Origin of the sequence: Pseudomonas cyclaminis, assembly GCF_015163715.1 — a bacterium.
Lineage (GTDB): Bacteria > Pseudomonadota > Gammaproteobacteria > Pseudomonadales > Pseudomonadaceae > Aquipseudomonas > Aquipseudomonas cyclaminis.
In genome coordinates, this window is the sequence record NZ_JADDUM010000137.1 from 37,927 (window position 1) to 61,988 (window position 24,062).

Annotated in this window: 17 protein-coding genes and 2 pseudogenes; 9 read left to right on the plus strand and 10 right to left on the minus strand. The window is 61.1% G+C overall.

Going from position 1 to position 24,062, the window contains the following annotated elements:
- Position 1 precedes the first annotated feature (1 nt).
- The 3 genes from rraA to ppsA form a co-directional block, all read right to left on the minus strand.
- Positions 2-493 (minus strand): ribonuclease E activity regulator RraA, encoded by a 492-nt coding sequence (gene rraA, locus IQK56_RS17465; RefSeq protein WP_017527456.1) that lies wholly within the window; start codon positions 491-493, stop codon positions 2-4.
- A 187-nt stretch (positions 494-680) separates the two neighbouring features.
- Positions 681-1,670: an alpha/beta fold hydrolase gene (locus tag IQK56_RS17470; protein WP_193863342.1), complete on the minus strand. Its 990-nt coding sequence runs from the start codon at positions 1,668-1,670 to the stop codon at positions 681-683.
- Between the two features lie 105 nt (positions 1,671-1,775).
- Complete coding sequence (gene ppsA, locus IQK56_RS17475) at positions 1,776-4,151, minus strand: phosphoenolpyruvate synthase (RefSeq protein ID WP_122306698.1); 2,376 nt, start codon at positions 4,149-4,151, stop codon at positions 1,776-1,778.
- Positions 4,152-4,329: 178 nt separating this feature from the next.
- On the opposite strand from ppsA, the gene ppsR reads away from it, so the two are divergent.
- A complete protein-coding gene (ppsR, locus tag IQK56_RS17480) occupies positions 4,330-5,148 on the plus strand; it encodes a posphoenolpyruvate synthetase regulatory kinase/phosphorylase PpsR (protein WP_003193298.1) in 819 nt (272 codons plus the stop codon).
- A 76-nt stretch (positions 5,149-5,224) separates the two neighbouring features.
- On the opposite strand, the gene IQK56_RS17485 is transcribed toward ppsR, so the two are convergent.
- Positions 5,225-6,649, minus strand: a complete 1,425-nt coding sequence (locus IQK56_RS17485) for an aminotransferase-like domain-containing protein (protein ID WP_122306699.1) — start codon at positions 6,647-6,649, stop codon at positions 5,225-5,227.
- Positions 6,650-6,809: 160 nt separating this feature from the next.
- Here IQK56_RS17485 and IQK56_RS17490 point away from each other — a divergent pair, with 160 nt between their 5' ends.
- From IQK56_RS17490 to IQK56_RS17510, 5 genes and pseudogenes are all read left to right on the plus strand, one after another.
- Positions 6,810-7,703, plus strand: coding sequence for a DMT family transporter (locus IQK56_RS17490; RefSeq protein ID WP_160385034.1), 894 nt, complete (start codon positions 6,810-6,812; stop codon positions 7,701-7,703).
- 23 nt (positions 7,704-7,726) lie between these two features.
- Positions 7,727-9,587: pseudogene (gene moeB / locus IQK56_RS17495) on the plus strand (molybdopterin-synthase adenylyltransferase MoeB).
- 15 nt (positions 9,588-9,602) lie between these two features.
- Positions 9,603-10,517, plus strand: coding sequence for a PLP-dependent cysteine synthase family protein (locus IQK56_RS17500; RefSeq protein WP_122306013.1), 915 nt, complete (start codon positions 9,603-9,605; stop codon positions 10,515-10,517).
- Between the two features lie 37 nt (positions 10,518-10,554).
- The gene (locus tag IQK56_RS17505) at positions 10,555-11,547 is read left to right on the plus strand and encodes a serine O-acetyltransferase (RefSeq protein WP_122306012.1); all 993 of its coding nucleotides are present in this window, start codon (positions 10,555-10,557) and stop codon (positions 11,545-11,547) included.
- Between the two features lie 2 nt (positions 11,548-11,549).
- The gene (locus tag IQK56_RS17510) at positions 11,550-12,278 is read left to right on the plus strand and encodes an alanyl-tRNA editing protein (protein WP_122306011.1); all 729 of its coding nucleotides are present in this window, start codon (positions 11,550-11,552) and stop codon (positions 12,276-12,278) included.
- Between the two features lie 56 nt (positions 12,279-12,334).
- On the opposite strand, the gene prpD is transcribed toward IQK56_RS17510, so the two are convergent.
- From prpD to IQK56_RS17540, 6 genes and pseudogenes are all read right to left on the minus strand, one after another.
- On the minus strand, positions 12,335-13,819 hold the full coding sequence (gene prpD / locus IQK56_RS17515) for a 2-methylcitrate dehydratase (protein WP_122306010.1): 1,485 nt from the start codon (positions 13,817-13,819) through the stop codon (positions 12,335-12,337).
- Between the two features lie 129 nt (positions 13,820-13,948).
- Positions 13,949-15,139: a 2-methylaconitate cis-trans isomerase PrpF gene (prpF, locus tag IQK56_RS17520; RefSeq protein ID WP_150761581.1), complete on the minus strand. Its 1,191-nt coding sequence runs from the start codon at positions 15,137-15,139 to the stop codon at positions 13,949-13,951.
- A gap of 10 nt (positions 15,140-15,149) precedes the next feature.
- Positions 15,150-17,743 (minus strand): annotated as a pseudogene (acnD, locus tag IQK56_RS17525) (Fe/S-dependent 2-methylisocitrate dehydratase AcnD).
- A 133-nt stretch (positions 17,744-17,876) separates the two neighbouring features.
- Positions 17,877-19,004, minus strand: a complete 1,128-nt coding sequence (gene prpC / locus IQK56_RS17530) for a bifunctional 2-methylcitrate synthase/citrate synthase (protein ID WP_122306007.1) — start codon at positions 19,002-19,004, stop codon at positions 17,877-17,879.
- A 41-nt stretch (positions 19,005-19,045) separates the two neighbouring features.
- Positions 19,046-19,939, minus strand: a complete 894-nt coding sequence (gene prpB / locus IQK56_RS17535) for a methylisocitrate lyase (RefSeq protein ID WP_099582716.1) — start codon at positions 19,937-19,939, stop codon at positions 19,046-19,048.
- Positions 19,936-20,646, minus strand: coding sequence for a GntR family transcriptional regulator (locus IQK56_RS17540; RefSeq protein WP_150676349.1), 711 nt, complete (start codon positions 20,644-20,646; stop codon positions 19,936-19,938). Before IQK56_RS17540 ends, prpB begins: the two co-directional genes overlap by 4 nt.
- Before the next feature lie 272 nt (positions 20,647-20,918).
- On the opposite strand from IQK56_RS17540, the gene rloA reads away from it, so the two are divergent.
- Genes rloA through IQK56_RS17555 form a run of 3 tightly spaced genes read left to right on the plus strand, consistent with a single transcriptional unit; the run spans position 20,919 to position 23,976 of the window.
- On the plus strand, positions 20,919-21,452 hold the full coding sequence (gene rloA / locus IQK56_RS17545; RefSeq protein WP_150761579.1) for a retropepsin-like aspartic peptidase RloA: 534 nt from the start codon (positions 20,919-20,921) through the stop codon (positions 21,450-21,452).
- Between the two features lie 5 nt (positions 21,453-21,457).
- Positions 21,458-22,990: an osmotic stress tolerance membrane protein RloB gene (gene rloB / locus IQK56_RS17550; protein WP_122306004.1), complete on the plus strand. Its 1,533-nt coding sequence runs from the start codon at positions 21,458-21,460 to the stop codon at positions 22,988-22,990.
- Complete coding sequence (locus IQK56_RS17555) at positions 22,990-23,976, plus strand: alpha-L-glutamate ligase-like protein (RefSeq protein WP_027603666.1); 987 nt, start codon at positions 22,990-22,992, stop codon at positions 23,974-23,976. Before rloB ends, IQK56_RS17555 begins: the two co-directional genes overlap by 1 nt.
- Positions 23,977-24,062: the final 86 nt, after the last annotated feature.

Sequence of the window (24,062 nt, forward strand, 5' to 3'; positions counted from 1 at the left end):
TTTATTCAGGCATTTTCAACGGACTTGGCGACACGATCACGCCATTATTGTCCGCATAGATGTACTCACCCGGACGGAATGTCACGCCGGCAAACGTGACCACCACGTTCAGGTCACCGATACCGCGCTTGTCGGTCTTCATTGGATGGCTGGCCAGGGCCTGCACGCCAAGATCGGTCTGGGCGATGACATCGACATCACGGATGCAACCGTAGATCACCAGCCCTTCCCAGCCGTTTTTCGCAGCCTTTTCGGCAATCATGTCGCCCAACAAAGCACGCCGCAAGGAACCACCCCCGTCGACCACCAGCACCTTGCCGGCGCCCGGCTGGTCGGCTTGCTCCTTGACCAACGAGTTGTCTTCGAAGCACTTGATGGTGACGATCTCGCCACCGAAGGAGTCTCTGCCGCCGAAATTGCTGAACATCGGCTCGACCACCTGCACCAGTTCCGGGTAGGCGTCGCACAGGTCGGGGGTCACGTAATGGTTCATCGAAAAATTCCTTTCTGCCAAAGAAGTGTCTTTCAAAGAAGTACCGGTCGAAGCGGACGGGGAACATCCCATTCGCTTCGCCGCAACGCAAGAGCCACTGCGCGACTGAATATGACCAGAAGCGTTCAGCGCGTCATATCTTAGCCGCAACCTTGCACGAGCGAAACGCCCTTGGCAGAGCGCTGCGTCAAACCGTCGCCAGCACGTCGGCCGGGGCGCCAAACAAAGGTGTGAGCGGGTCTTTCAACCATTGCGCCACCAGTGGCCATACTTCGGCTTGGGCGGCCTTGCTTACAAGCATTTCCACATGCCCGAAATCATCGGTAAACCCTTGCTGGCGCCCCAGGCAAAGGTATTGGCGATGCTCAGAACCGATTTGCTCGAACAGCTTGCGACAGGCCCAGTCAGGGTCCTGATGATCACCGGCGGCACTGACAGCCAACAGCGGCACATCGACTTCTGCCAGGCCTTTCCACCAGTCCTGTTTACCTTCGCCAAAGCGTCCAAACAGGCCATTCCAACGCATGGCTTCGATCAGCACGCCCGCCGGTTCGTCCTCCGGGCCGCGTTTGAGGCGTGAGCCGGACAGCTCCCCAAAGCGTTTCAGAAGCAATCGACCGGTCCATTCCACCGGAGGCAGTTTCAGGGGCCAGTGGGTGCGACTGACCTGGCAACCAAACAAGGCCACCGACGCCACTGCCGGCGCGCCCAGGTGCTGACCACCCAGCGCCGCTGCCAAGGCTGTACCGCCCAGGGAGTGGCCGATCCAATGGGGGACCTGGGCACTTTGCTCGCGCACAAACGCGCCGATGGCCGGCAAATCATAGCGCGCATAGTCGGCAACCCGATTTTTCGCATAGTCATGGTTGCGCTTGGACAAGCCATGGCCGCGCATTTCCGGGATCCACACATCAAACCCCTGGCGCGCCAGATAAGCGCCCAGGCCGATGCCTTTGGGTGAATACCAGAAGCGCCGGTTGGAAAAACTGCCGTGCAACAAAATAACCGGAATGCCCCGGTTTTCCGGGACATCGGCCAGACCCAAACGGGTAACCGCCAGCTCGACGGTGCCGTCGGGGCTGTTACCGGGTTTGAGGCGGTACACGTCTTCACTCAGGTCGCCACGACGTTCAGCGCTGATCAGGGCGACGGGAAACAGGTTGCTGCTGCTTTGCATAATGCTCTTGCACAAAAAAGGGCGGCGTCCGCAAGGATTCCCGCCCTGTACAGATAAGAATGCCGTCACCCATAACGAGTGACCGGCACTTTTGACGTAACGACCTTAGACGGACGCTTGGCCTTCCGCCAGGAAGAACCAGGTTTCCAGCACGGAGTCGGGGTTCAGCGAGACGCTTTCGATGCCCTGTTCCATCAGCCATTTGGCCAGGTCCGGGTGGTCGGAAGGGCCTTGGCCGCAGATGCCGATGTACTTGCCAGCCTTGTTACAGGCCTGGATAGCGTTGGCCAGCAGCTTCTTGACCGCAGGATTACGCTCGTCGAACAAGTGGGCGATGATCCCCGAATCGCGGTCCAGGCCCAGGGTCAACTGGGTCAGGTCGTTGGAGCCGATGGAGAAGCCGTCGAAGAACTCCAGGAACTCTTCGGCCAGAATGGCGTTGGACGGCAGTTCGCACATCATGATCACGCGCAGGCCGTTTTCGCCACGGGACAGACCGTTTTCAGCCAGCAGGTCGACCACTTGGCTCGCTTCGCCCAGGGTGCGGACGAACGGCACCATGATCTCGACGTTGGTCAGGCCCATCTCGTTGCGTACACGTTTCAGCGCACGGCATTCCAGCTCGAAGCAATCACGGAACGCTTCGCTGATGTAACGCGAGGCGCCGCGGAAACCCAGCATCGGGTTTTCTTCTTCCGGCTCGTAGAGCTTGCCGCCGATCAGGTTGGCGTATTCATTGGACTTGAAGTCCGACAGGCGCACGATGACTTTTTTCGGGTAGAACGCCGCCGCCAGGGTGCTGATGCCTTCCACCAGCTTCTCGACGTAGAAGCCCACCGGGTCGTTATAACCGGCGATGCGCTTGTCGACGCTTTCCTTGATGTCCAGCGGCAGGCCGTCGTAGTTCAGCAGGGCCTTGGGGTGCACGCCGATCATGCGGTTGATGATGAATTCCAGGCGGGCCAGGCCCACACCGGCGTTCGGCAACTGTGCGAAGTCGAAGGCACGGTCCGGGTTGCCGACGTTCATCATGATCTTGAACGGCAGGTCCGGCATGGCGTCGATGGAGTTCTGCTTGATGTCGAAGCCCAGCTCACCTTCGAAGATGAAACCGGTGTCGCCTTCGGCGCAGGATACGGTCACGCCCTGACCATCTTTGAGCAGTTGGGTGGCGTTGCCGCAACCCACGACGGCCGGAATCCCCAGCTCACGGGCGATGATCGCCGCGTGGCAGGTACGGCCGCCGCGGTTGGTGACGATGGCGCTCGCACGCTTCATCACCGGTTCCCAGTCCGGGTCGGTCATGTCGGAGACCAGTACGTCACCTGGCTGGACCTTGTCCATTTCGGACACGTCCTTGATGATCCGCACCTTGCCGGCGCCGATGCGCTGGCCGATGGCACGGCCTTCCACCAGCACGGTGCCGGTTTCTTTCAGCAGGTAGCGCTCCATGACGTTGGCCGAAGTGCGGCTCTTCACGGTTTCCGGGCGGGCCTGCACGATGTACAGCTTGCCGTCGTCACCGTCTTTGGCCCATTCGATGTCCATCGGGCACTTGTAGTGCTTTTCGATGATCATGGCTTGCTTGGCCAATTCGCTGACCTCAGCGTCGGACAGACAGAAACGTGCGCGCTCGGCCTTGTCCACATCAACGGTCTTGACCGAACGACCGGCCTTGGCCTCGTCGCCGTAGATCATCTTGATCGCCTTGCTGCCCAGGTTGCGGCGCAGGATGGCCGGGCGGCCGGCTTCAAGGGTGTGCTTGTGTACGTAGAATTCGTCCGGATTGACCGCGCCTTGTACGACGGTTTCGCCCAGGCCGTAGGCGCCGGTGATAAACACCACGTCACGGAAGCCTGACTCGGTGTCCAGGGTGAACATCACGCCGGCGGTGCCGGTTTCCGAACGCACCATGCGCTGCACACCGGCAGACAAAGCCACCAGCTTGTGGTCGAAACCTTGGTGTACGCGGTAGGAAATGGCGCGGTCGTTAAAGAGAGAGGCAAACACTTCCTTGGCGGCGCGGATCACGTTTTCTACGCCACGGATGTTAAGGAAGGTCTCTTGCTGACCCGCGAAGGACGCATCCGGCAAGTCTTCGGCGGTGGCGGAGGAACGCACGGCAACGGCCATATCCGGATTGCCGGCCGACAGAGCGGCGAAGGCGGTGCGGATTTCTTCGTTGAGCTTCTCGGGGAACTCGGCGTCCATGATCCACTGGCGGATCTGGCTGCCAGTCTTGGCCAGGGCGTTGACGTCATCGACGTCCAGGGCGTCCAGCGCGGCGTGGATCTGAGCGTTGAGGCCGCTCAGTTCGAGGAAATCGCGGTAAGCCTGGGCCGTGGTGGCGAAACCACCGGGCACCGACACACCTGCGCCTGCAAGATTACTGATCATCTCGCCGAGGGATGCGTTCTTGCCCCCTACGTGCTCTACATCATGGACGCCGAGCTTATCGAGGGAAACTACGTACTCTACCAAGGTGATCTCTCCACTTTCTGTGTTGGAAAAGCTCAGGACGCCGGCTGCTCAGTAGGAGCGTTCGCCAGCGCTTGTGGCCTGGACCTGGAAAATAAGTGAGAATGCGGCCCACTGCGGGACGGCAAAATCGCGCCTATCATATCCAAGATTCGCCATCAGCTTAAGGCCCAGGGCTCAAATGAAACGATCTGCTTTCTTTATCTCCGACGGCACCGGCATCACAGCCGAAACATTGGGTCAAAGCCTGCTCGCGCAGTTCGAAAACATTACCTTCGCCAAATTCACGCGGCCCTATATCGACAGCGTGGATAAAGCGCGGGCCATGGTACAACAAATCAATCTGGCGGCTGAAAAAGACGGTTTTCGGCCGATCATTTTCGACACCATCGTCAATCAAGACATCCGTGAGATTCTCGCAACGTCGAATGGTTTCATGATCGACATTTTCTCGACCTTCCTGGCGCCACTGGAGCAGGAGTTGAGTGAACACTCCTCCTACTCCGTCGGAAAGTCCCATTCCATTGGGCATAACTCCAACTACATGGAGCGTATCGAGGCGGTGAACTTCGCCCTCGACAACGACGATGGCGCCCGCACGCACTACTACGACAAGGCCGACCTGATCCTGGTGGGCGTGTCGCGCTGCGGCAAAACGCCTACCTGTCTGTACATGGCCATGCAATTCGGCATCCGCGCAGCCAACTACCCGTTGACCGAAGACGACATGGAACACCTGACGCTGCCGGCCGCCCTGCGCGCCCACTCCCACAAGCTGTTCGGCCTGACCATCGACCCGGACCGCCTGACGGCCATCCGCAACGAGCGCAAGCCCAACAGTCGCTACTCAAGCTATGCCCAGTGCGAGTTCGAAGTGCGCGAAGTAGAAAATCTGTTCCGTCGCGAGAATATTGCGCACATCAATTCCACGCATTTTTCGGTTGAAGAGATTTCAGCGAAGATTCTGGTGGAGAAAGGCGTGGAGCGGCGCTTCAAGTAATATTTTCTGCCTGGCACTTTTGTGGTGAGCGAGCTTGCCTCGCGCGGGGCAAGCCCGCTCACACAAAGATCAAGGCCTACAGGTGAAACCGTCCACCACCCTGCCCCAACGCCGTCGCCAGCGCGTCAAACCCCGCCCGCAACAACTGATCATCGCCTGACGTATTGCAGATACTCGCTCGAATGAACTGCGGCACCGCCGTCTGCCCCACGGCGAATGCCTCGGCGGTGGCGATCAGGTAGTTGTTCTGCTTGAGCTCCGCCTCGATTTCCGACGCACGCCACGGCTCGGGCACTTCAATCCAGAAGTGCGGGCTGTTGAGGTGAGTGCGGTATTGCAGGCCTTCGAGCAGGTCACGCACCAAGGCTTTACGCCGGCTGATCTCATTGATCTGCTGGCGCAGCAAGTACTCCGCCGTGCCGTTTTCGATCCACTGGGTGGCCAGTTCCAGGGTCACCGGCGTGGCCATCCAGCAGGTTGAGCGCAAGGCAGCCGAGATCCGGCTGACCAGCGCCGGCGGTGCATGCACATACCCCACGCGCAGTCCGGCGGACACCGCCTTGCTCAGGCTACTGATCAAAATCGTACGCTCGGGGGCGAAATGGCTGAGAGGCGGCGGCCGATCTTCTACCAATACACCGTGGGCTTCGTCCTCCAGGATCAGCAGATTGTGCTCGCGGCACACCTTGACCAGCGCCTCGCGGCGCGCCACCGATAACACGGCGGTGGTGGGGTTCTGGATCGTCGGCGTGCAGTACAGCGCCGAAATCCGGTGGTTTCGACAGACTTCATCCAGCGCATTCGGCAGCACGCCCTCGTCATCCATCTCCAGGCCGATCAGGCGTATGCCGAGCATGCGCGCTGCGGTGATCAGGCCTGGGTACGTCAGTTGTTCGGTCACCACCGTATCGCCGGCCCGCAGCAGCGCCATCATCGCGCAGAGCAGGCCGTGCTGGCCGCCATTCACGCAAATGACCTGTTCAGGGATGGGATGAAAGTCACGCTGCACCAACCATTGCGCACCGGCTTCGCGGTAGCGCGGCAGGCCAGCGTCCGGGGTGTAGGCGCTGATGTCCTGGAGAAACTTGGCGTTGGTCGACAGGGTTTGGAAGCTCTGGGCCAGGAAGGTGGTCTCCTGCCCGGGGATATGCATGTTGCGGCTCATATCGAAGTACTGGCGCGGCTCCTCGCTGACGTTGCGAAAGCCTTCATCGCGCTGGCGCTCCATCCCACGCTTGCGCACGAATGTTCCGTCACCAACGCGGGCGACAACCAAACCCAGGCGTTCCAACTCACCGTAGGCCCGGCTGATGGTGCCAATGGTCACCCCCAGATTGTCGGAAAGCACCCGATGGGGCGGCAGTTTTCGTCCTGGTTCAATCAAGCCTTCGAGGATGCCCCGTTCCATGACATCGGACAGGCGCTTGTACTTCACGCCCTGACCGTTGGACAACCCCTCACGCATAATTGACACCATGTCAATATTTGTTTTGACAGCCATCTTTCGCCCTAATAGTGTGCTTTTACGGGTTCAATCGCCGAATTTAATAACTTATTACAAGTTCAATATAGAGTTCAATTTCGGCTCAGGGAAGCAATAAACGATGCCAATGTCCGCCGTTATCGAAAACACCGCCAAAACCAAAACCCAAAAACAGTGGCTGGCCGGGCTGATCACCAGTGTGATGTTCCTGATCGTGTGCCTGAGTTGGGGCACGACCTGGCTGGGCATCAAGATCGCCGTGGAAAGCGTGCCACCGCTGACCTCCGCCGGCCTGCGCTTCCTCATCGCCTTCCCGCTGTTCCTGTGTTTCGCCATGGTGCGCCGCGAGCCGATCCTGTTTCCCCGCGAAAGCCGCTGGTTCTTCGTGTTCGTGACCCTGTCCTACTTCAGCGTGCCCTACTACCTGCTCAACTATGGCGAGATGCATGTCTCGTCCGGCCTGACCGCCCTGCTCTTCAGTTGCATGCCGGTATTCATCCTGATTTTCTCCGCGCTGTTCCTGCGCGAGCGCATCTACTTTTCCCAGGTGGTCGGCATCGGCATCGGCTTCGGCAGCCTGTACATGATCATTCGCAGCCAAGGCCTGCACCTGGACCACGCCGAGTTCTTCGGGGTGCTGGCGATCCTGACGGCCGCGATCATGCATGCCTTGTGCTACGTGATTACCAAGCAGAAAGGCAGCGCCATCAGCGTCATCACCTACAACACCCTGCCCATCGGCATCGCCGGCCTGATGCTGTTCGTCGCCGGGCTGTGGTTTGAAACACCCACCTTTGAAGACATCACCCTGCGTTCCTGGAGCGCCCTGTTCTACCTCGGTCTGGTGGCCTCGGTGGGCGGGTTCATCGTGTACTTCATGCTGCTCAAGCGCTTGAGCCCGATCATCCTGTCGTTCGTGTTCATTATCTTCCCGGTGTTCGCGGTGATCATCGGCGCCTGGTACGAAGGCGTGGCGATTTCCCGCGACCTGATGCTGTACTCAGCCATCCTGCTGGCCGGTTTTGCGATCACCAAGTTGCCCATTGAAAAACTCATGGCCAAGAAAAATTGACCACCAACCAACGCGAGAGAAACATGGAAGTCCTCCGCCCCACCGCCCTGGAACAGATCTACGCCCACGCCAGCCGCAGCTATCCCGAGGAATGCTGCGGCTACGTCTTCGCCGATGGCAGCGTGTACCTGGGCAGCAATATCCAGAATGAACTGCACCACAAAAACCCCGAGATGTACCCACGCAGCGCGGCCAACGGCTACACCTTCTCGGTGGCCGACACCCTGCTGTTGAACAAGGCGTTTCGCAGCGACAACCCCGTGGTGGTGATCTACCACTCTCACCCGGACGTCGGCGCCTATTTCAGCGACGAGGACCAGGACAAGGCGCTGTTCCAGGGTGAGCCGATCCACCCCGTGAGCTACCTGGTGGTCGATGTTCGCCAGGGCCAGGCCCTCGGCTCCAAGCTGTTTGCCTGGGATGGCACACAGTTCGCCCTTCAACCCTTCAACGACCTGCACACGGAGTTGTCCATGAACGCTGTCTCTTTCCCCGATATCCTGGTTCGCGTGGCCAAGCTGCCGGAATCGACCCTTGAGAGCACCGGATCGACATTGCGCGAAGTCATTGAAAACCTCTGCAACAGCCACCCGCAGTTGCGCCCGCATCTGTTTCACGAAAAGAACAACCAGCTCAAGGAACACTTCCTGTTTACCGCCGAGGAAGAGCTGATCGATGCCGACGAACCGTTGCCGGAAAAAGCCAGGATCGAAGTGCTGCTCGCCACCTCAGGCGGCATTGACGTCGACACCCTGAGCAACGAAGAAGTCCAGCGCTACGTGCGCCACATCACCCTGCCCGGCGTCGGCCGCGAAGGTCAGTTGAACCTCAAGAAAGCAAAAGTGCTGATCATCGGCACCGGCGGCCTGGGCTCGCCCATCAGCCTGTACCTGGCGGCGGCCGGCGTCGGCACTGTGGGTCTGGTGGATTTCGACGTGGTGGAAAGCAGCAACCTGCAACGCCAGATCGTCCATGGCAACAGCACCCTCGGTATGCCCAAGGTCGAATCCGCCAGGCAACGCCTGCAAGACCTCAACCGTCATATCCAGATCAACGCCCACGACACCGCGCTGAATGCCGATAACGCCCTGGAACTGGTGGGCGCCTATGACCTGGTGATCGACGGCACCGACAATTTCGACACCCGCTACCTGGTCAATGACGCGTGCGTCCAGCTTGGAAAACCCTTGGTATATGGCGCCATCTACCGTTTCGACGGGCAGATCAGCGTGCTCAACTACAAGGGCGGGCCGTGCTACCGCTGCCTGTTCCCCAGCGCACCGCCCGCAGAACTGGCGCCCAATTGCAGCGCCGGTGGCGTGATCGGCGTGCTGCCCGGCGTGGTCGGGATGATCCAGGCGACCGAGGCCATCAAGCTGCTGATCGGCATTGGCGAGCCGCTGTCCGGGCGTTTGATGCGTTTCGATGCGCTGGCGATGAAATTCAGCGAAATCCGCTTCAAGCGCGCGCCGACTGCCGTGCTGTTCCGAACTGCGCCACAGTGAAACGGCCGCGCCAGCCGTGTGCGCCGACGCCCTGCCCAGCGCCCCGTCACTGGCCGAAGAACGTTACATCAAGCCCCGCGTCCTCAAGCAACTGCTCGAACACCCGCGCAGCGCCGACGTGCTGCTGGACGTGCGCGACGCCAGTGAGCTGGAGGTGTGCAAGTTACCGGGGGTGGTGCACATTCCCCTCGCCGAACTGGACGGTCAACTCGACCGTCTCAACCGCGACAACACCCATTACCTGATCTGCTATGCCGGCACCCGCGCCGAGCAAGCGGCCGGTACGCTGCTGGCGGCGGGTTTTGCCAACACCAAAGTCCTGCAAGGTGGCATGAAACATTGGGTTCGCGACGTCGAACCTGACATGCCCTTGTACTGAGCCGAGGACCGACTGATGTTGCATAACTCGATCCTCGAGGCCATCGGCCACACGCCCATCGTGCGCCTGGCGCAGTTTTCCGAAGACCTCGGCATCGAGGTCTACGCCAAGCTCGAATCCCTCAACCCCGGTGGCAGCCACAAGGCGCGCATCGCCTTGGGCATGATCCTCGACGCCGAGCGCCGGGGCGTGCTGATGCGTGATTCCGGGCAAACCATCATTGAGCCCAGCGGCGGCAATACCGGCATCGGCCTGGTGATGGCCGGCAATGTGCTGGGCTACAAAGTGGTGCTGGTAATCCCCGACAACTACAGTGCCGAAAAGCAGAAGCTGCTGCGCCTGTACGGCGCCAAGGTGGTGCTGTCGGACAGCCGCCGGGGCAACAATTCCCATGGCGAAAAGTGCATGGAGCTGCAGCTGGAAAACCCCAGCTACGTGATGCTCAACCAGCAACGCAACGGCGCCAACCCGCAGACACACCGCGACACCACCGCACCGGAAATCCTCCGCGCCTTTGGCGAGCGCCGTGTGGACTACTTTGTCAGCGGCATCGGCACCGGTGGCCATATCACCGGTATCGGCGAAACCCTCAAAGCCGCCTGGCCGGCGATACGCGTCATGGGTGTGGAACCGGAGGAATGCGACCTGCTGAAAAACCAGCACGCGCCGCACCATATCCAGGGCCTGTCGATTGGCCTGATCCCGAGCATCCTCAACCTCAATGTGATCGACGGCATGCTCAAGGTGTCGCGCCAGGACTGCATCGACATGATGAAACGCATCATGCGCACCGACGCCATCAGCCTGGGCCTGTCCTCCGCTGCCAACATGGTTGCCATCGCCAGGCTCGCCCCCGAACTGCCGCCCGAAACGGTGGTGTTGACCATGGTCTACGACAATGCCGACAGCTACCTGCCCAGTTTTGAATAACCGGTTTTCCAACCAGCCAGAATGCGGGGGTGCCTCCATGGGTGGCTTTATCGACATGCAACAGCTGCATGATGAGTTGCTCACCCAGCTCATCAAGACCCTCACGCCTGCGCAGATGAAGCAGTTGGAACCGCACCTGGCGCCGCTGATCCAGAACGCCGCCCAGGCGGTGGCCGAAGACCTGATCGCCTACGCCTACCGCGACCCGGCATCACGCGGGCGCGGCGAGCTGATCCTGGAATCCTATGCCTCGTTCAAGGCGGTGCTGTATTACCGCCTTGCACACCTTGTGTGGAATTTCCCCGACCAGACCAACGGAGTGTTCTCACGCATCGCCCTCACGCTCAGCAACCAGGGCAAGGTGCTGTCCGGTGCGGAGATTCACCCGGCGGCGCGCATCGGCCGCCGCTTTGTGCTGGATCACGGCTACGGCACCGTGATCGGTGAAACCTGCGAGATCGGCCACGACTGCTACATCCTCTGCGGCGTGACCCTTGGCGCCCGGGGCATCGCCAACAACCCCGACGGCAAGCGCCATCCACGCCTGGGCAACAACGTCGAAGTCGGCTCCGGCGCACGCGTGCTGGGGTACGTGTTGATTGGCGACAACGTGTTTATCAGCCCGTCCTGCGTGATCACCCAGGACGTGCCCGCCGGGACCAAGGTCAAGGTGGTGAACCAGATCCAACTGCAAAAAAACGATGAATCGGACCACAGCAACTACCTCGGCGCCTTCGCCCTGGAAGAGCGCTTGCATGTGGTCGGCGAGGTCAATGCCAGCCACAAGGTCACGGTGCTGGACGCCGACTTCCACCCTCTGCCGGGGCTGATGCTGGAACCGACGGTGAAGGAGCGTCACCACCTGCAGTTTCGCCTGCACCGCGTCGAAGCCGGCAATCAACTGCCACGCCTGCCGCTGAACCTGAAAATCTGCGGCCCGGAATTTGAAATCACCCTGCTTTCCCCCCCTGGCTTGAGTGCAATGGTGCGCCACCTGTTGCAAGCCAGCCCACTGATCGTCGGAGGTTGAACATGTCTGTGCACACCATGGAAACCCTGGCGCTGTTTGACAGCGCGCCCTACCAGAACGCCTTCAGCGCCCGGGTGATTGCCGTCAGCGAACACGGCATTGCCCTGGAACACACGTTGTTCTATCCCACCGGCGGCGGACAGCCAGGCGACACCGGCCGCTTGACCCTGGCCGACGGGACGCAGGTGGCCGTGACCGGCACCGTACGCGACCCGGTGCTGCGTTCGATCATCTGGCATCAGGTGGAACACTGCCCCGAGCAGTTGACCGCCGGGGTCCAGGTCGATGCCGGCCTCGATTGGGAACGACGCTATCAGCACATGAAAATGCACACCTGCCTGCACTTGCTGTGCTCGATCATCGATGCGCCGGTGACGGGTTGCAGCATCAGTGCCGACAAGGGCCGCCTGGATTTCGACCTGCCGGAAATGACCCTCGACAAAGACAGCATCACCCGCGACCTCAACGCGCTGATCGAACAGGCTCACCCGGTGAAAACCCTGTCGATGGCCGCCACGGAATACTCCACCCTGCTGCAGATCACCCGTACCCAGGCGGTCGCGCCGCCGGTGATCCAAGGCTCGGTACGGGTAATTGAAATTGCCGGGATCGACATCCAGCCGTGTGGCGGCACCCATGTGATCAACACCGAGGAAATCGGCCGGGTGTTCTGCGAAAAAATCGAGAAGAAGAGCAAGCACAACCGCAGGGTGATCCTGCGGTTTGAGTGAACTCGATTCAAAATATGGGAGGGGCTGGCCCACTCCCACATTGACCGAGTTGCTTTCTAGATCACGAACAGGTCCATGAAGCGGTTCACCGGTGTGGCCTCAAGCTTCGCCGGGTCTTTGCACAAGGCAAAAATCTCGGCGCTGCGCTGCGCCGTGAACCGCGTGGCCAGGTTGGCTTTGAACTTGTCCTCCAACAGCGGAATGCCATCCACCCGACGGCGACGATGGCCGATGGGATATTCCACCGCGACCTGTTCAGTGCTGGAGCCATCCGTGAAGAACACCTGCACCGCATTGGCGATGGAGCGTTTGTCGGCCTCCAGGTATTCGCGGCTGTAACGCGGGTCTTCAATGATCACCATCTTGTCGCGCAGCGCGTCGATGATCGGGTGGGCAGCATGGAATTCATCTTCATACTGCTCGGCCACCAGATTCCCGAACGCCAGGGGCACGGCGGTCATATATTGAAGGCAGTGGTCGCGGTCGGCGGCGTTGGCCAATGGGCCGACCTTGGAGATGATGCGGATTGCCGACTCGTGGGTGGTGATCACGATGCGCTCGATGTCGGACAGCCGATTTTTCACCTGCGGATGCAGGATCACCGCCGCTTCGCAGGCCGTTTGCGCATGAAACTCGGCGGGGAAGCTGATCTTGAACAGCACGTTCTCCATCACATAGGTGCCGTACGCCTGGGACAGGCTGAATGTGCGCTGGTCCTCGGGCTTGAGCGCCAGGTCCTTGTTGGTGTGGCTGAACAGCACATCGTAAAAGCCCCACTGCGGCGCGCTTAATACGCCGGGGATGCCCATCTCGCCACGCAGCGCGATATCCGCCAGGCGCACGCCACGACTCGATGCATCGCCCGCCGCCCAGGATTTGCGCGAGCCGGCATTCGGCGCATGGCGGTAAGTGCGCAGCGCCTGTCCGTCCACAAACGCGTGGGACAAGGCCGCCAGCAGTTGCTCACGGTTGGCGCCCATCAGCTTGGCGGTGACCGCTGTCGACGCGACTTTCACCAGCAACACATGGTCGAGACCGACACGATTGAAGGAGTTTTCCAGCGCGATCACGCCCTGGATTTCGTGGGCCATGATCATCGCTTCCAGCACCGCACGCACGGTCAGCGGCGCATCGCCATTGGCCACGCGTTTTTGCGACAGGTGATCGGCCACGGCGAGGATGCCGCCAAGGTTATCCGAAGGATGGCCCCATTCGGCGGCGAGCCAGGTGTCGTTGTAGTCGAGCCAGCGCACGATACAGCCGATGTCCCACGCCGCCTTGATCGGGTCCAGGCGAAACGACGTGCCCGGCACCCGCGCACCAAACGGCACCACTGTACCCTCGACGATCGGCCCCAGGTGCTTGGTGCACTCTGGAAACCGCAGGGCCAGCAGGCCGCAGCCGAGGGTGTCCATCAGGCAGTTGCGCGCGGTGTCCAGCGCGGCTGGGGAGTCGATCCGGTAGGTGAGGACGTAGTCGGCAATGTCCTGCAGGACCTGGTCGTAATCGGGGCGGTTGTTCTGGTCGACGTTGGCGCTCATGGCAGATCTCCAAAGTGGGTTAGGGTTATTGCATCCTCAGGGTCAGGGTTGATCGTTTCGCAGGTCTGAATGCCTGTTTATGACTGTGGGAGGGGGCTTGCCCCCTTCCACACGTGTGTGTGCAGGGTTTTAGAAGGCGTCGCCGGGCACACGCACGAAGCCTTCCATCAACACCCGCGCACTGCGGCTCATGATGGCTTTCTTCACCACCCATTCGCCGTTCACCTGGGTGGCTTCGGCCCCCACGCGCAACGTGCCCGACGGATGCCCGAAGCGCACCGCATTACGCTCAATGCCGCCTGCGGCGAGGTTGACCAAGGTCCCGGAAATCGCCGCCGCCGTGCCAATCGCCACCGCCGCCGTGCCCATCATCGCGTGATGCAGCTTGCCCATGGACAGTGCGCGCACCAGCAAGTCCACATCGCCAGCCTTGATCGCCTTGCCGCTGGACGCTACGTAATCCGCAGGCTTGGCCACAAACGCGACTTTCGGCGTGTGCTGGCGCTGGGCGGCTTCGTCCAGGTGTTTGATCAGGCCCATGCGCAACGCGCCATAGGCCCGCACGGTCTCGAACATGGCCAGGGCCTTGGGGTCGCCATTGATCGCGCCTTGCAACTCGGTGCCGGTGTAGCCGAGGTCTTCGGCGTTGATGAAGATCGTCGGGATACCGGCATTGATCAGCGTGGCCTTGAAGGTGCCGACACCGGGCACTTCGAGGTCGTCGATCAGGTTGCCGGTGGGGAACATCGAGCCACCGCCGCCCTCTTCTTCTGCCGCCGGGTCCATGAACTCCAACTGCACTTCGGCGGCCGGGAAGGTCACGCCGTCCAGTTCGAAGTCACCGGTTTCCTGCACTGCGCCATCGGTAATCGGTACGTGGGCGATGATGGTCTTGCCGATATTGGCCTGCCACACACGCACCACGGCCACGCCGTTGTGCGGGATGCGGGCCGGGTCGACCAGCCCGGCGCTGACGGCGAACGAGCCCACCGCCGCCGACAGGTTGCCGCAGTTACCGCTCCAGTCGACAAAGGGCTTGTCGATGGAGACCTGCCCGAACAGGTAGTCCACGTCGTGCCCGGCGCGGGTGCTTTTGGCCAGGATCACGCTTTTGCTGGTGCTCGACGTGGCGCCGCCCATGCCGTCGATTTGTTTGTCATAGGGGTCGGGGCTGCCGATCACCCTCAGCAGCAAGGCATCGCGTGCCGCGCCCGGTACCTGCGCCGAGGCGGGCAGGTCCTGGAGGCTGAAAAATACGCCCTTGCTGGTGCCGCCACGCATGTAGGTGGCGGGGATCTTGATTTGCGGTGCGTGTGCCATGGTCGTCCTCTTAAGCGGTCGCCGCCGATTCCAGGAAGTCCTGGGCAAAACGTTGCAACACGCCGCCCGCCTCGTAGATCGACACTTCTTCGGCGGTGTCGAGGCGGCAGGTCACCGGCACTTCGACACGCTCGCCATTCTTGCGGTTGATCACCAGGGTCAACTGCGCACGCGGGGTGCGCTCGCCGACCACGTCATAGGTTTCGCTGCCGTCGATCAGCAAGGTGTGACGGTCGGTGCCCGGCAAAAACTCCAGGGGCAACACGCCCATGCCTACCAGGTTGGTGCGGTGGATGCGCTCGAAACCTTCGGCGGCAATCGCCTCCACACCGGCCAGACGCACGCCCTTGGCCGCCCAGTCGCGGGACGAGCCCTGGCCGTAGTCGGCGCCGGCGATGATGATCAGCGGTTGCTTGCGCTCCATGTAGGTTTCGATGGCTTCCCACATCCGCGTGACCTGGCCTTCCGGCTCGATACGCGCCAGGGAGCCCTGCTTGACCTTGCCGTTCTCCACGACCATTTCGTTGAACAGTTTCGGGTTGGCGAACGTTGCGCGCTGGGCGGTCAAATGGTCGCCCCTGTGAGTCGCGTAGGAGTTGAAGTCGACTTCCGGCAAGCCCATTTTCGCCAGGTATTCGCCGGCGGCGCTGTCGAGCATGATCGCGTTGGACGGCGACAGGTGGTCGGTGGTGATGTTGTCCGGCAGCACCGCCAGCGGGCGCATGCCCTTGAGCGGACGCGCCCCGGCCAGCGCGCCTTCCCAGTAGGGCGGGCGGCGGATATAGGTGCTTTGCGGGCGCCAGTCGTACAGCGGCGTGACCTTGGGGCCGGTGTCTTCGTGGATCGCGAACATGGGGATATACACGGCGCGGAACTGCTCCGGCTTGACCGAAGCCTTGACCACGGCGTCGATCTCTTCGTCGCTCGGCCAAATGTCCTGCAGGCGGATTTCCTTGCCGTCGGCGTCGAGTCCGAGCACGTCCTTCTCGATGTCGAAACGGATGGTGCCGGCAATCGCGTAGGCCACCACCAGCGGCGGCGAGGCGAGGAAAGCTTGCTTGGCGTAGGGATGAATCCGCCCGTCGAAGTTACGGTTGCCCGAGAGCACGGCGGTGGCGTAGAGGTCGCGGTCGATGATCTCTTGCTGGATCACCGGGTCGAGCGCGCCGGACATGCCGTTGCAGGTGGTGCAGGCAAACGCCACCACGCCGAAACCGAGTTTATCCAGTTCATGCCCGAGCCCGGCTTCTTCCAGGTACATGGCCACGGTTTTCGAGCCGGGTGCGAGGGAAGACTTGACCCACGGCTTGCGCTTGAGCCCCAGTTTATTGGCATTGCGCGCCAACAGGCCGGCGGCGATCACGTTGCGCGGGTTGCTGGTGTTGGTGCAACTGGTGATGGCGGCGATGATCACCGCGCCATCGGGCATTTGCCCCGGCACGTCATCCCACTGGCCGGAGATGCCTTTAGCCGCCAGGTCGCGAGTGGCGACGCGGGCGTGGGGGTTGCTCGGGCCGGCCATGTTGCGCACGACGCTGGACAGGTCGAAGGTCAGGCCGCGCTCGTATTGCGCGCCTTTGAGGTCATCGGCCCACAGGCCTGTGTGGCGGGCGTATTGCTCGACGAGCGCAACCTGTTCGTCTTCACGGCCGGTAAGTTTCAGGTAGGCAATGGTTTGCTGGTCGATATAGAACATCGCCGCCGTGGCGCCGTATTCCGGGGCCATGTTGGAGATGGTCGCACGGTCGCCCAAGGTGAGGGCCGAGGCACCTTCGCCGAAGAACTCCAGCCAGGCGCCGACGACTTTCTGTTTGCGCAGGAACTCGGTCAGCGCCAGCACCATATCGGTGGCGGTGATGCCCGGCAGCAGCTTGCCGGTCAGCTCGACACGACGCTTTCCGGCAGGCGCATCCACGAGGCGCGGCCGAGCATCACGCTCTCCGCTTCCAGGCCGCCGACGCCGATGGCGATCACGCCGAGGGCATCCACGTGGGGCGTATGGCTGTCGGTGCCGACGCAGGTATCAGGGAACGCCACGCCGTCGCGCACCTGGATCACCGGGGACATTTTCTCCAGGTTGATCTGGTGCATGATGCCGTTGCCCGGCGGGATCACGTCGACGTTCTTGAAGGCCTTTTTGGTCCACTCGATAAAGTGGAAACGGTCTTCGTTGCGACGGTCTTCGATGGCGCGGTTTTTCTCGAACGCGTCAGGGTCAAAACCACCGGCTTCGACGGCCAGGGAGTGGTCGACGATCAGTTGGGTCGGCACCACCGGATTGACCTGCGCCGGGTCGCCGCCTTGCAGGGCGATGGCATCGCGCAGGCCGGCGAGGTCCACGAGGGCGGTCTGGCCGAGGATGTCATGACACACCACGCGGGCCGGGAACCAGGGGAAGTCGAGGTCGCGCTTGCGTTCGATCAACTGGCTCAGGGACGCTTTAAGGGTGGCCGGGTCGCAACGGCGCACCAGATTCTCGGCGAGCACACGGGAGGTGTAGGGCAAAGTGGCGTAGGCGCCAGGCGAGATGGCTTCGACTGCCGCTCGGGCGTCGAAGAAATCCAGGCGGCTGCCGGGGAGCGGTTTGCGGAATTCAGTGTTCATCGTCAGGACTCGGTCACGGTAGTTGCAAAAAGGAAGACCTGCGCCGATCCGAGGCTGGAATGGAATCAAAATGTGGGAGGGGGCAAGCCCCCTCCCACTTTTGACCTCATTCCAATCCTGGAATCGCCGGTCTTCAGCGACGTTCGATTGGCACGAACTTGCGCTGTTCGACGCCGGTGTACTCGGCGCTTGGACGGATGATGCGGTTGTTGGCGCGTTGTTCGAACACATGCGCGGCCCAGCCGGTAAGGCGTGAGCAGACGAAGATCGGCGTGAACAGCTTGGTCGGGATGCCCATGAAGTGGTACGCCGAGGCGTGGTAGAAGTCGGCGTTGGGGAACAGCTTCTTCTGTTCCCACATGGTTTTGTCGATGGCTTCGGAGACCGGGAACAGCACCGTGTCGCCCACTTCATCGGCGAGCTTCTTCGCCCAGCCCTTGATCACTTCATTACGCGGGTCGTTGTCTTTGTAGATCGCATGGCCGAAGCCCATGATCTTGTCTTTGCGCGCCAGCATGCCGAGGGTGCCTTCCACGGCGTCTTCGGCCGACGAGAAGCGCTCGATCATTTCCATCGCCGCTTCGTTGGCGCCGCCGTGCAGCGGGCCACGCAGGGAGCCGATGGCGGCGGTGACGCAGGAGTAAAGGTCGGACAGGGTCGAGGCGCACACGCGGGCGGTGAAGGTCGAGGCGTTGAATTCGTGCTCTGCGTAAAGGATCAGCGACACGTTCATGACCTTCTCATGCAGCTCGCTCGGTTTCTTGCCGTGCAGCAGGTGCAGGAAGTGGCCACCGATGCTCGGCTCGTCGGTCACGCAGTCGATGCGCTTGCCGTCGTGGCTGAAGCGGTACCAGTAGCACATGATCGCCGGGAAGGCGGCGAGCAGACGGTCGGTGACGTCGCGCTGCACGCTGAAATCTTTCTCGGGCTCGATATTGCCCAGGAACGAGCAACCGGTACGCATCACGTCCATCGGGTGGGCGTCGGCGGGGATGCGTTCCAGCACTTCTTTCAGGGCTTGGGGCAGGTCGCGCAGCGTGCTCAGTTTTTTGCTGTAGTCAGCCAATTCGGTTTTGCTTGGCAGTTCGCCGTACAACAGCAGGTAGGCAACTTCTTCAAACTGCGCATCGGCGGCCAGTTCACGCACGTCGTAGCCGCGATAGGTCAGGCCGGCACCGGCCTGGCCCACGGTGGACAGTGCAGTCTGCCCGGCTACCTGGCCACGCAGACCGGCACCACTCAATACTTTTGCTTCAGCCATGTTCGTTCTCCAATTTTGTAGTTATTCAGGGAGGCCGTTCGTTACTTTTTCGCGGCGAACAGCGCGTCGAGCTTCTGCTCGAAGGTGTGGTAGTCGATGCGGTCGTAAAGCTCCATGCGGGTTTGCATGGTGTCGATCACGTTCTGTTGGGTGCCGTCGCGACGGATCGCGGTGTAGACGTTCTCGGCGGCCTTGTTCATGGCGCGGAAGGCCGAGAGCGGGTACAGCACCAGGGAAACATCGGCAGATTTCAACTGTTCGGTGGTGTAGAGCGGGGTCGAACCGAATTCGGTGATGTTGGCCAGGATCGGCGCTTTCACCCGGGCGGCAAACAGCTTGTACATTTCAAGTTCGGTGATGGCCTCCGGGAACACCATGTCGGCGCCGGCCTCGATGCAGGCGGCGGCGCGCTCCAGCGCGGACTCCAGCCCTTCAACGGCGAGGGCATCAGTGCGCGCCATGATCACGAAACTGTCATCCGTACGCGCATCCACGGCGGCCTTGATGCGGTCGACCATTTCCTGCTGGGACACGATTTCTTTGTTCGGGCGATGACCGCAGCGCTTGGCACCGACCTGGTCTTCGATATGAATAGCAGCGGCGCCGAACTTGATCATAGACTTGACGGTGCGCGCCACGTTGAATGCCGAGGAACCGAAACCGGTGTCCACGTCCACCAGCAGCGGCAGGTCACACACATCGGTGATGCGGCGTACGTCGGTGAGCACGTCGTCCAGGCCGGTGATGCCCAGGTCAGGCACGCCCAGGGAGCCGGCCGCCACGCCGCCGCCCGACAGATAAATCGCCTTGAAGCCCGCACGCTTGGCCAACAGCGCGTGGTTGGCATTGATAGCGCCGACGACCTGCAACGGCTGTTCGCTGGCAACCGCGTCACGGAAACGCTGGCCGGGTGTGCTTTTATTATTCGAACTCATGACTCACCTCTATCAGGGGCGCCGTCCGGGAAATGACGGGCAATGTTGCGTTTGGACGCGCCGATATGACGGCGCATCAGCAGTTCGGCCAGTTCACCGTCGCGATCGGCAATCGCATCAAGAATGCGGTGATGCTCGGCAAAGGCCTGGCGTGGACGATTGGGGGTGGCGGAGAACTGGATGCGGTACATGCGCACCAACTGGTACAGCTCGCCGCAGAGCATTTGGGTCAGGGTGCGGTTACCGGCGCCTTGAATTATCCGGTAATGAAAATCGAAGTCGCCTTCCTGCTGGTAATAGCCGACACCGGCCTGGAACGCGGCATCCCGTTCGTGGGTGTGCAGCACCTGGCGCAGCTCTTCGATTTCAGCGTCAGTCATGCGCTCGGCGGCCAGGCGGCAGGCCATGCCTTCCAGGGACTCGCGGATCTCATACAGCTCGACCAGCTCGGCGTGGCTCAAGGACACCACTCTGGCGCCGACATGGGGCACGCGCACCAGCAATCGCTGGCCCTCCAGGCGATGGATCGCCTCGCGCAGCGGGCCACGGCTGATGCCGTAGGTGCGCGCCAGCTCCGGCTCGGAAATCTTGCTGCCGGGGGCAATCTCACCCTTGACGATGGCGGCCTGGATGCGCCGGAAGACGTTCTCGGACATGGTCTGGGAATCGTCCTGCGTCACCACCGGCGTTTGCAGCTGATCCAGCATATTGTCGACACCTTTAAAAGCAATGTGGCAAAAACTAGCTAATCGGACCTGCATAGTCAAAGAATAAATCCACATTGTCGACAATCGTCTAATAACCACCGCCACCCTCTATTGAGGCATGGCCGCCTGCCAGCGCTGGCGCCAAAAAAGCATCATGTTAGAATGCCCGCCGAATTTGCCTGACATCATTGGATGAAACGGCGCACGAGGGAGCTTGCGCAGTAATGCCAGTCGCCTTGAATTGAACATCGCACTGCATCGCCTCAGGATCTATGAGACTCAAGCCCTTTTCCCTGTTTTGCCTACTGTTCGTACCGGGCCTTGGCGTTGCCGCCGAGAAGACTGTGTATGGCCTCAACGAATACGCCCAATTGGCTGGCATTGATCTGGAAGTCGCCGCCAAGCTGGACACCGGTGCCAAGACCGCGTCCCTCAGCGCCCGCGACATCAAGCGCTTCAAGCGCAACGGCGAATCCTGGGTTCGCTTCTACCTGGCGATCGACACCGCCCATTCCCATCCCATCGAACGTCCCCTGGCCCGCGTCAGCAAGATCAAGCGCCGTGCCGGCGATTACGACCCCGATGAGGACAAGAACTACACCGCCCGTCCAGTGATTGCCCTGGATATCTGCATGGGCACCGCTTTACGCAGCATCGAAGTGAACTTGACTGACCGCAGCGCATTCCAATACCCGCTGCTGATCGGCTCCGAAGCGTTGAAACGCTTTGATGCGCTGGTCGACCCCAGTCTTAAATACGCAGCAGGCAAACCCGCCTGCGCCGCCGACGCTCATACCGCCGAGTAAACCGAATGCGCTCTCTTACCCTGCACCTGAAAATCCTGATCGCCATCCTGGTGGTGCTGGGTATTTCGGTCACCACCTACCAGATCTTCGTGCTGGGCATTCCTGTCACCGAGGACGCCACTGACGACTTGTGGAACATCGACGCCAAGGTCGAGTTCGTCGCCAACCCGAAGGACCCGGTGAAGATCCAGATGTTCGTGCCGCCGTTGAGCCGCGACTTTGTCAGCCTCAATGAGAGTTTTATCTCGAATAATTACGGGGTGAGCGTCAACCGTATCGACGGCAACCGTAAGGTCACCTGGTCTGCACGCCGGGCCAAGGGCAACCAGACCCTGTATTACCGCCTGGTACTCACCAAGCGTTACAGCGGCGAAAAAACCAAGATCAAGGGCCCGACTTTCCGCGACAGCATCGCCGTGGAGGGTCCGGAAAAGATCGCCGCCGAAGCCCTGCTGGCGCCGATCCGCCAGCACTCGGCCGACGTCGAAACCTTTATTACCGAAGCAATCAAGCGCACCAACAACCTCAACGACGACAATGTGAAGCTGCTGCTGGCTGGCGACCCTTCCGTACCGCACAAGGCCAAGATCGTCGAGTTGCTGCTGTCCATCGCCCATGTGCCGGTGGAAAAAGTCCACACCATCCGCCTGGTCGCCGACCAGCCGCAAACCCCGGAGCTGTGGCTGCGCAGCTTCAATGGCAATGACTGGCTGTACTTCAATCCGGAAACCGGCGAACAGGGCCTGCCCACCGACCGCCTGCTGTGGTGGACCGGCGATGAAAACCTGATCACGGTGGACGGCGGCAAGAAAGCCATGGTGACGTTCAGCCTGAACAACAGCGAAATGAACGCGATTCGCCTGGCCAAGCTGACCGACGAGAACACCGACGCCAACTTCCTCGAATACTCGCTGTATGGCCTGCCGCTGCAAACCCAGCAGACCTTCATGATCATGGTGATGATCCCGATTGGCGTGCTGGTGATCCTGATCCTGCGCAACCTGATCGGCCTGCAGACCCTGGGCACGTTCACGCCGGTGCTGATTGCCCTGGCGTTCCGCGAAACGCAGCTGGGATTCGGGATTGTGCTGTTTACGATCATCACGGCGTTGGGGCTGTCGTTGCGGTCCTACCTGGAACATTTGAAGTTGCAGATGCTGCCGAGACTGTCGGTGGTGCTGACGTTCGTGGTGGTGCTCATCGCAGCCATCAGCCTGTTCAGCCATAAACTGGGACTGGAACGCGGGCTGTCGGTGGCGCTGTTCCCGATGGTGATCCTGACCATGACCATCGAACGCCTGTCGATCACCTGGGAAGAGCGCGGTGCCAATCATGCGTTGAAAGTAGCGATTGGTACGTTGTTCGCTGCGTCCCTGGCGCACTTGATCATGAGCGTGCCGGAGTTGGTGTACTTCGTGTTCACCTTCCCGGCGATCCTTTTGATCCTGGTGGGCTTCATGCTGGCCATGGGGCGTTATCGCGGCTACCGCCTGACCGAGCTGGTACGTTTCAAGGCGTTCTTGAAGGCTGACTCGTAATGTTCGGCTTCTGGAAGACCTGGAAGGCCCTGGAAGCGCGGGGGATCATGGGCATCAACCGGCGCAATGCCGACTACGTGCTCAAGTACAACAAGCGCAGCCTTTACCCGATCGTGGATGACAAGATCATCACCAAGGAACGGGCGATCGCTGCCGGCATCCACGTGCCGGAAATGTACGGAGTGATCTCGACCGAAAAGGAAATCGACAAGCTCGATGAAATTATCGGCGGGCGCAGCGACTTCGTGATCAAGCCGGCCCAAGGCGCGGGCGGCGACGGCATTCTCGTGGTAGCCGACCGTTTTGAAGGGCGCTATCGCACGGTGTCCGGCAAGATCATCAGCCATGAGGAAATCGAGCATCAGATTTCCAGCATCCTCACCGGCCTGTACTCCTTGGGCGGTCACCGCGACCGTGCATTGATCGAGTACCGCGTGGTGCCCGACCAGATCTTCAAGAGCATCAGTTACGAAGGCGTGCCGGATATCCGCATCATTGTGCTGATGGGCTACCCGGTGATGGCCATGTTGCGTTTGCCGACCCGTCAGTCCGGCGGCAAGGCCAACCTGCACCAGGGCGCGATTGGCGTCGGTGTGGACCTGGCCACCGGCCTGACCCTGCGCGGCACCTGGCTGAACAACATCATCACCAAACACCCCGATACCACCAATGCGGTGGATGGCGTGCAACTGCCCAACTGGGACGGTTTCATGAAGCTCGCGGCCGGCTGCTACGAGCTGTGCGGGCTGGGTTACATCGGTGTGGACATGGTGCTGGACCAGGAAAAAGGCCCGCTGATCCTGGAGTTGAATGCGCGGCCAGGTCTGAACATCCAGATTGCCAACGACTGCGGGCTGACCTTGCGCACCCACGCGGTAGAGGCGCGACTGGAAGAACTGAAAGCCGCCGGCGTGACGGAAACTCCGGAAGAGCGAGTCAAGTTCGTGCAGGAAATGTTTGGGCATATTCCCCCTGTAGAGGGCTGATCCAGCCTTCAATCTGTCTATCCCCGACATCCCCCCTAGGAGCAAATCCTACGGGGGACTACAATCCCCTCCCCCGCGCTTGGCTG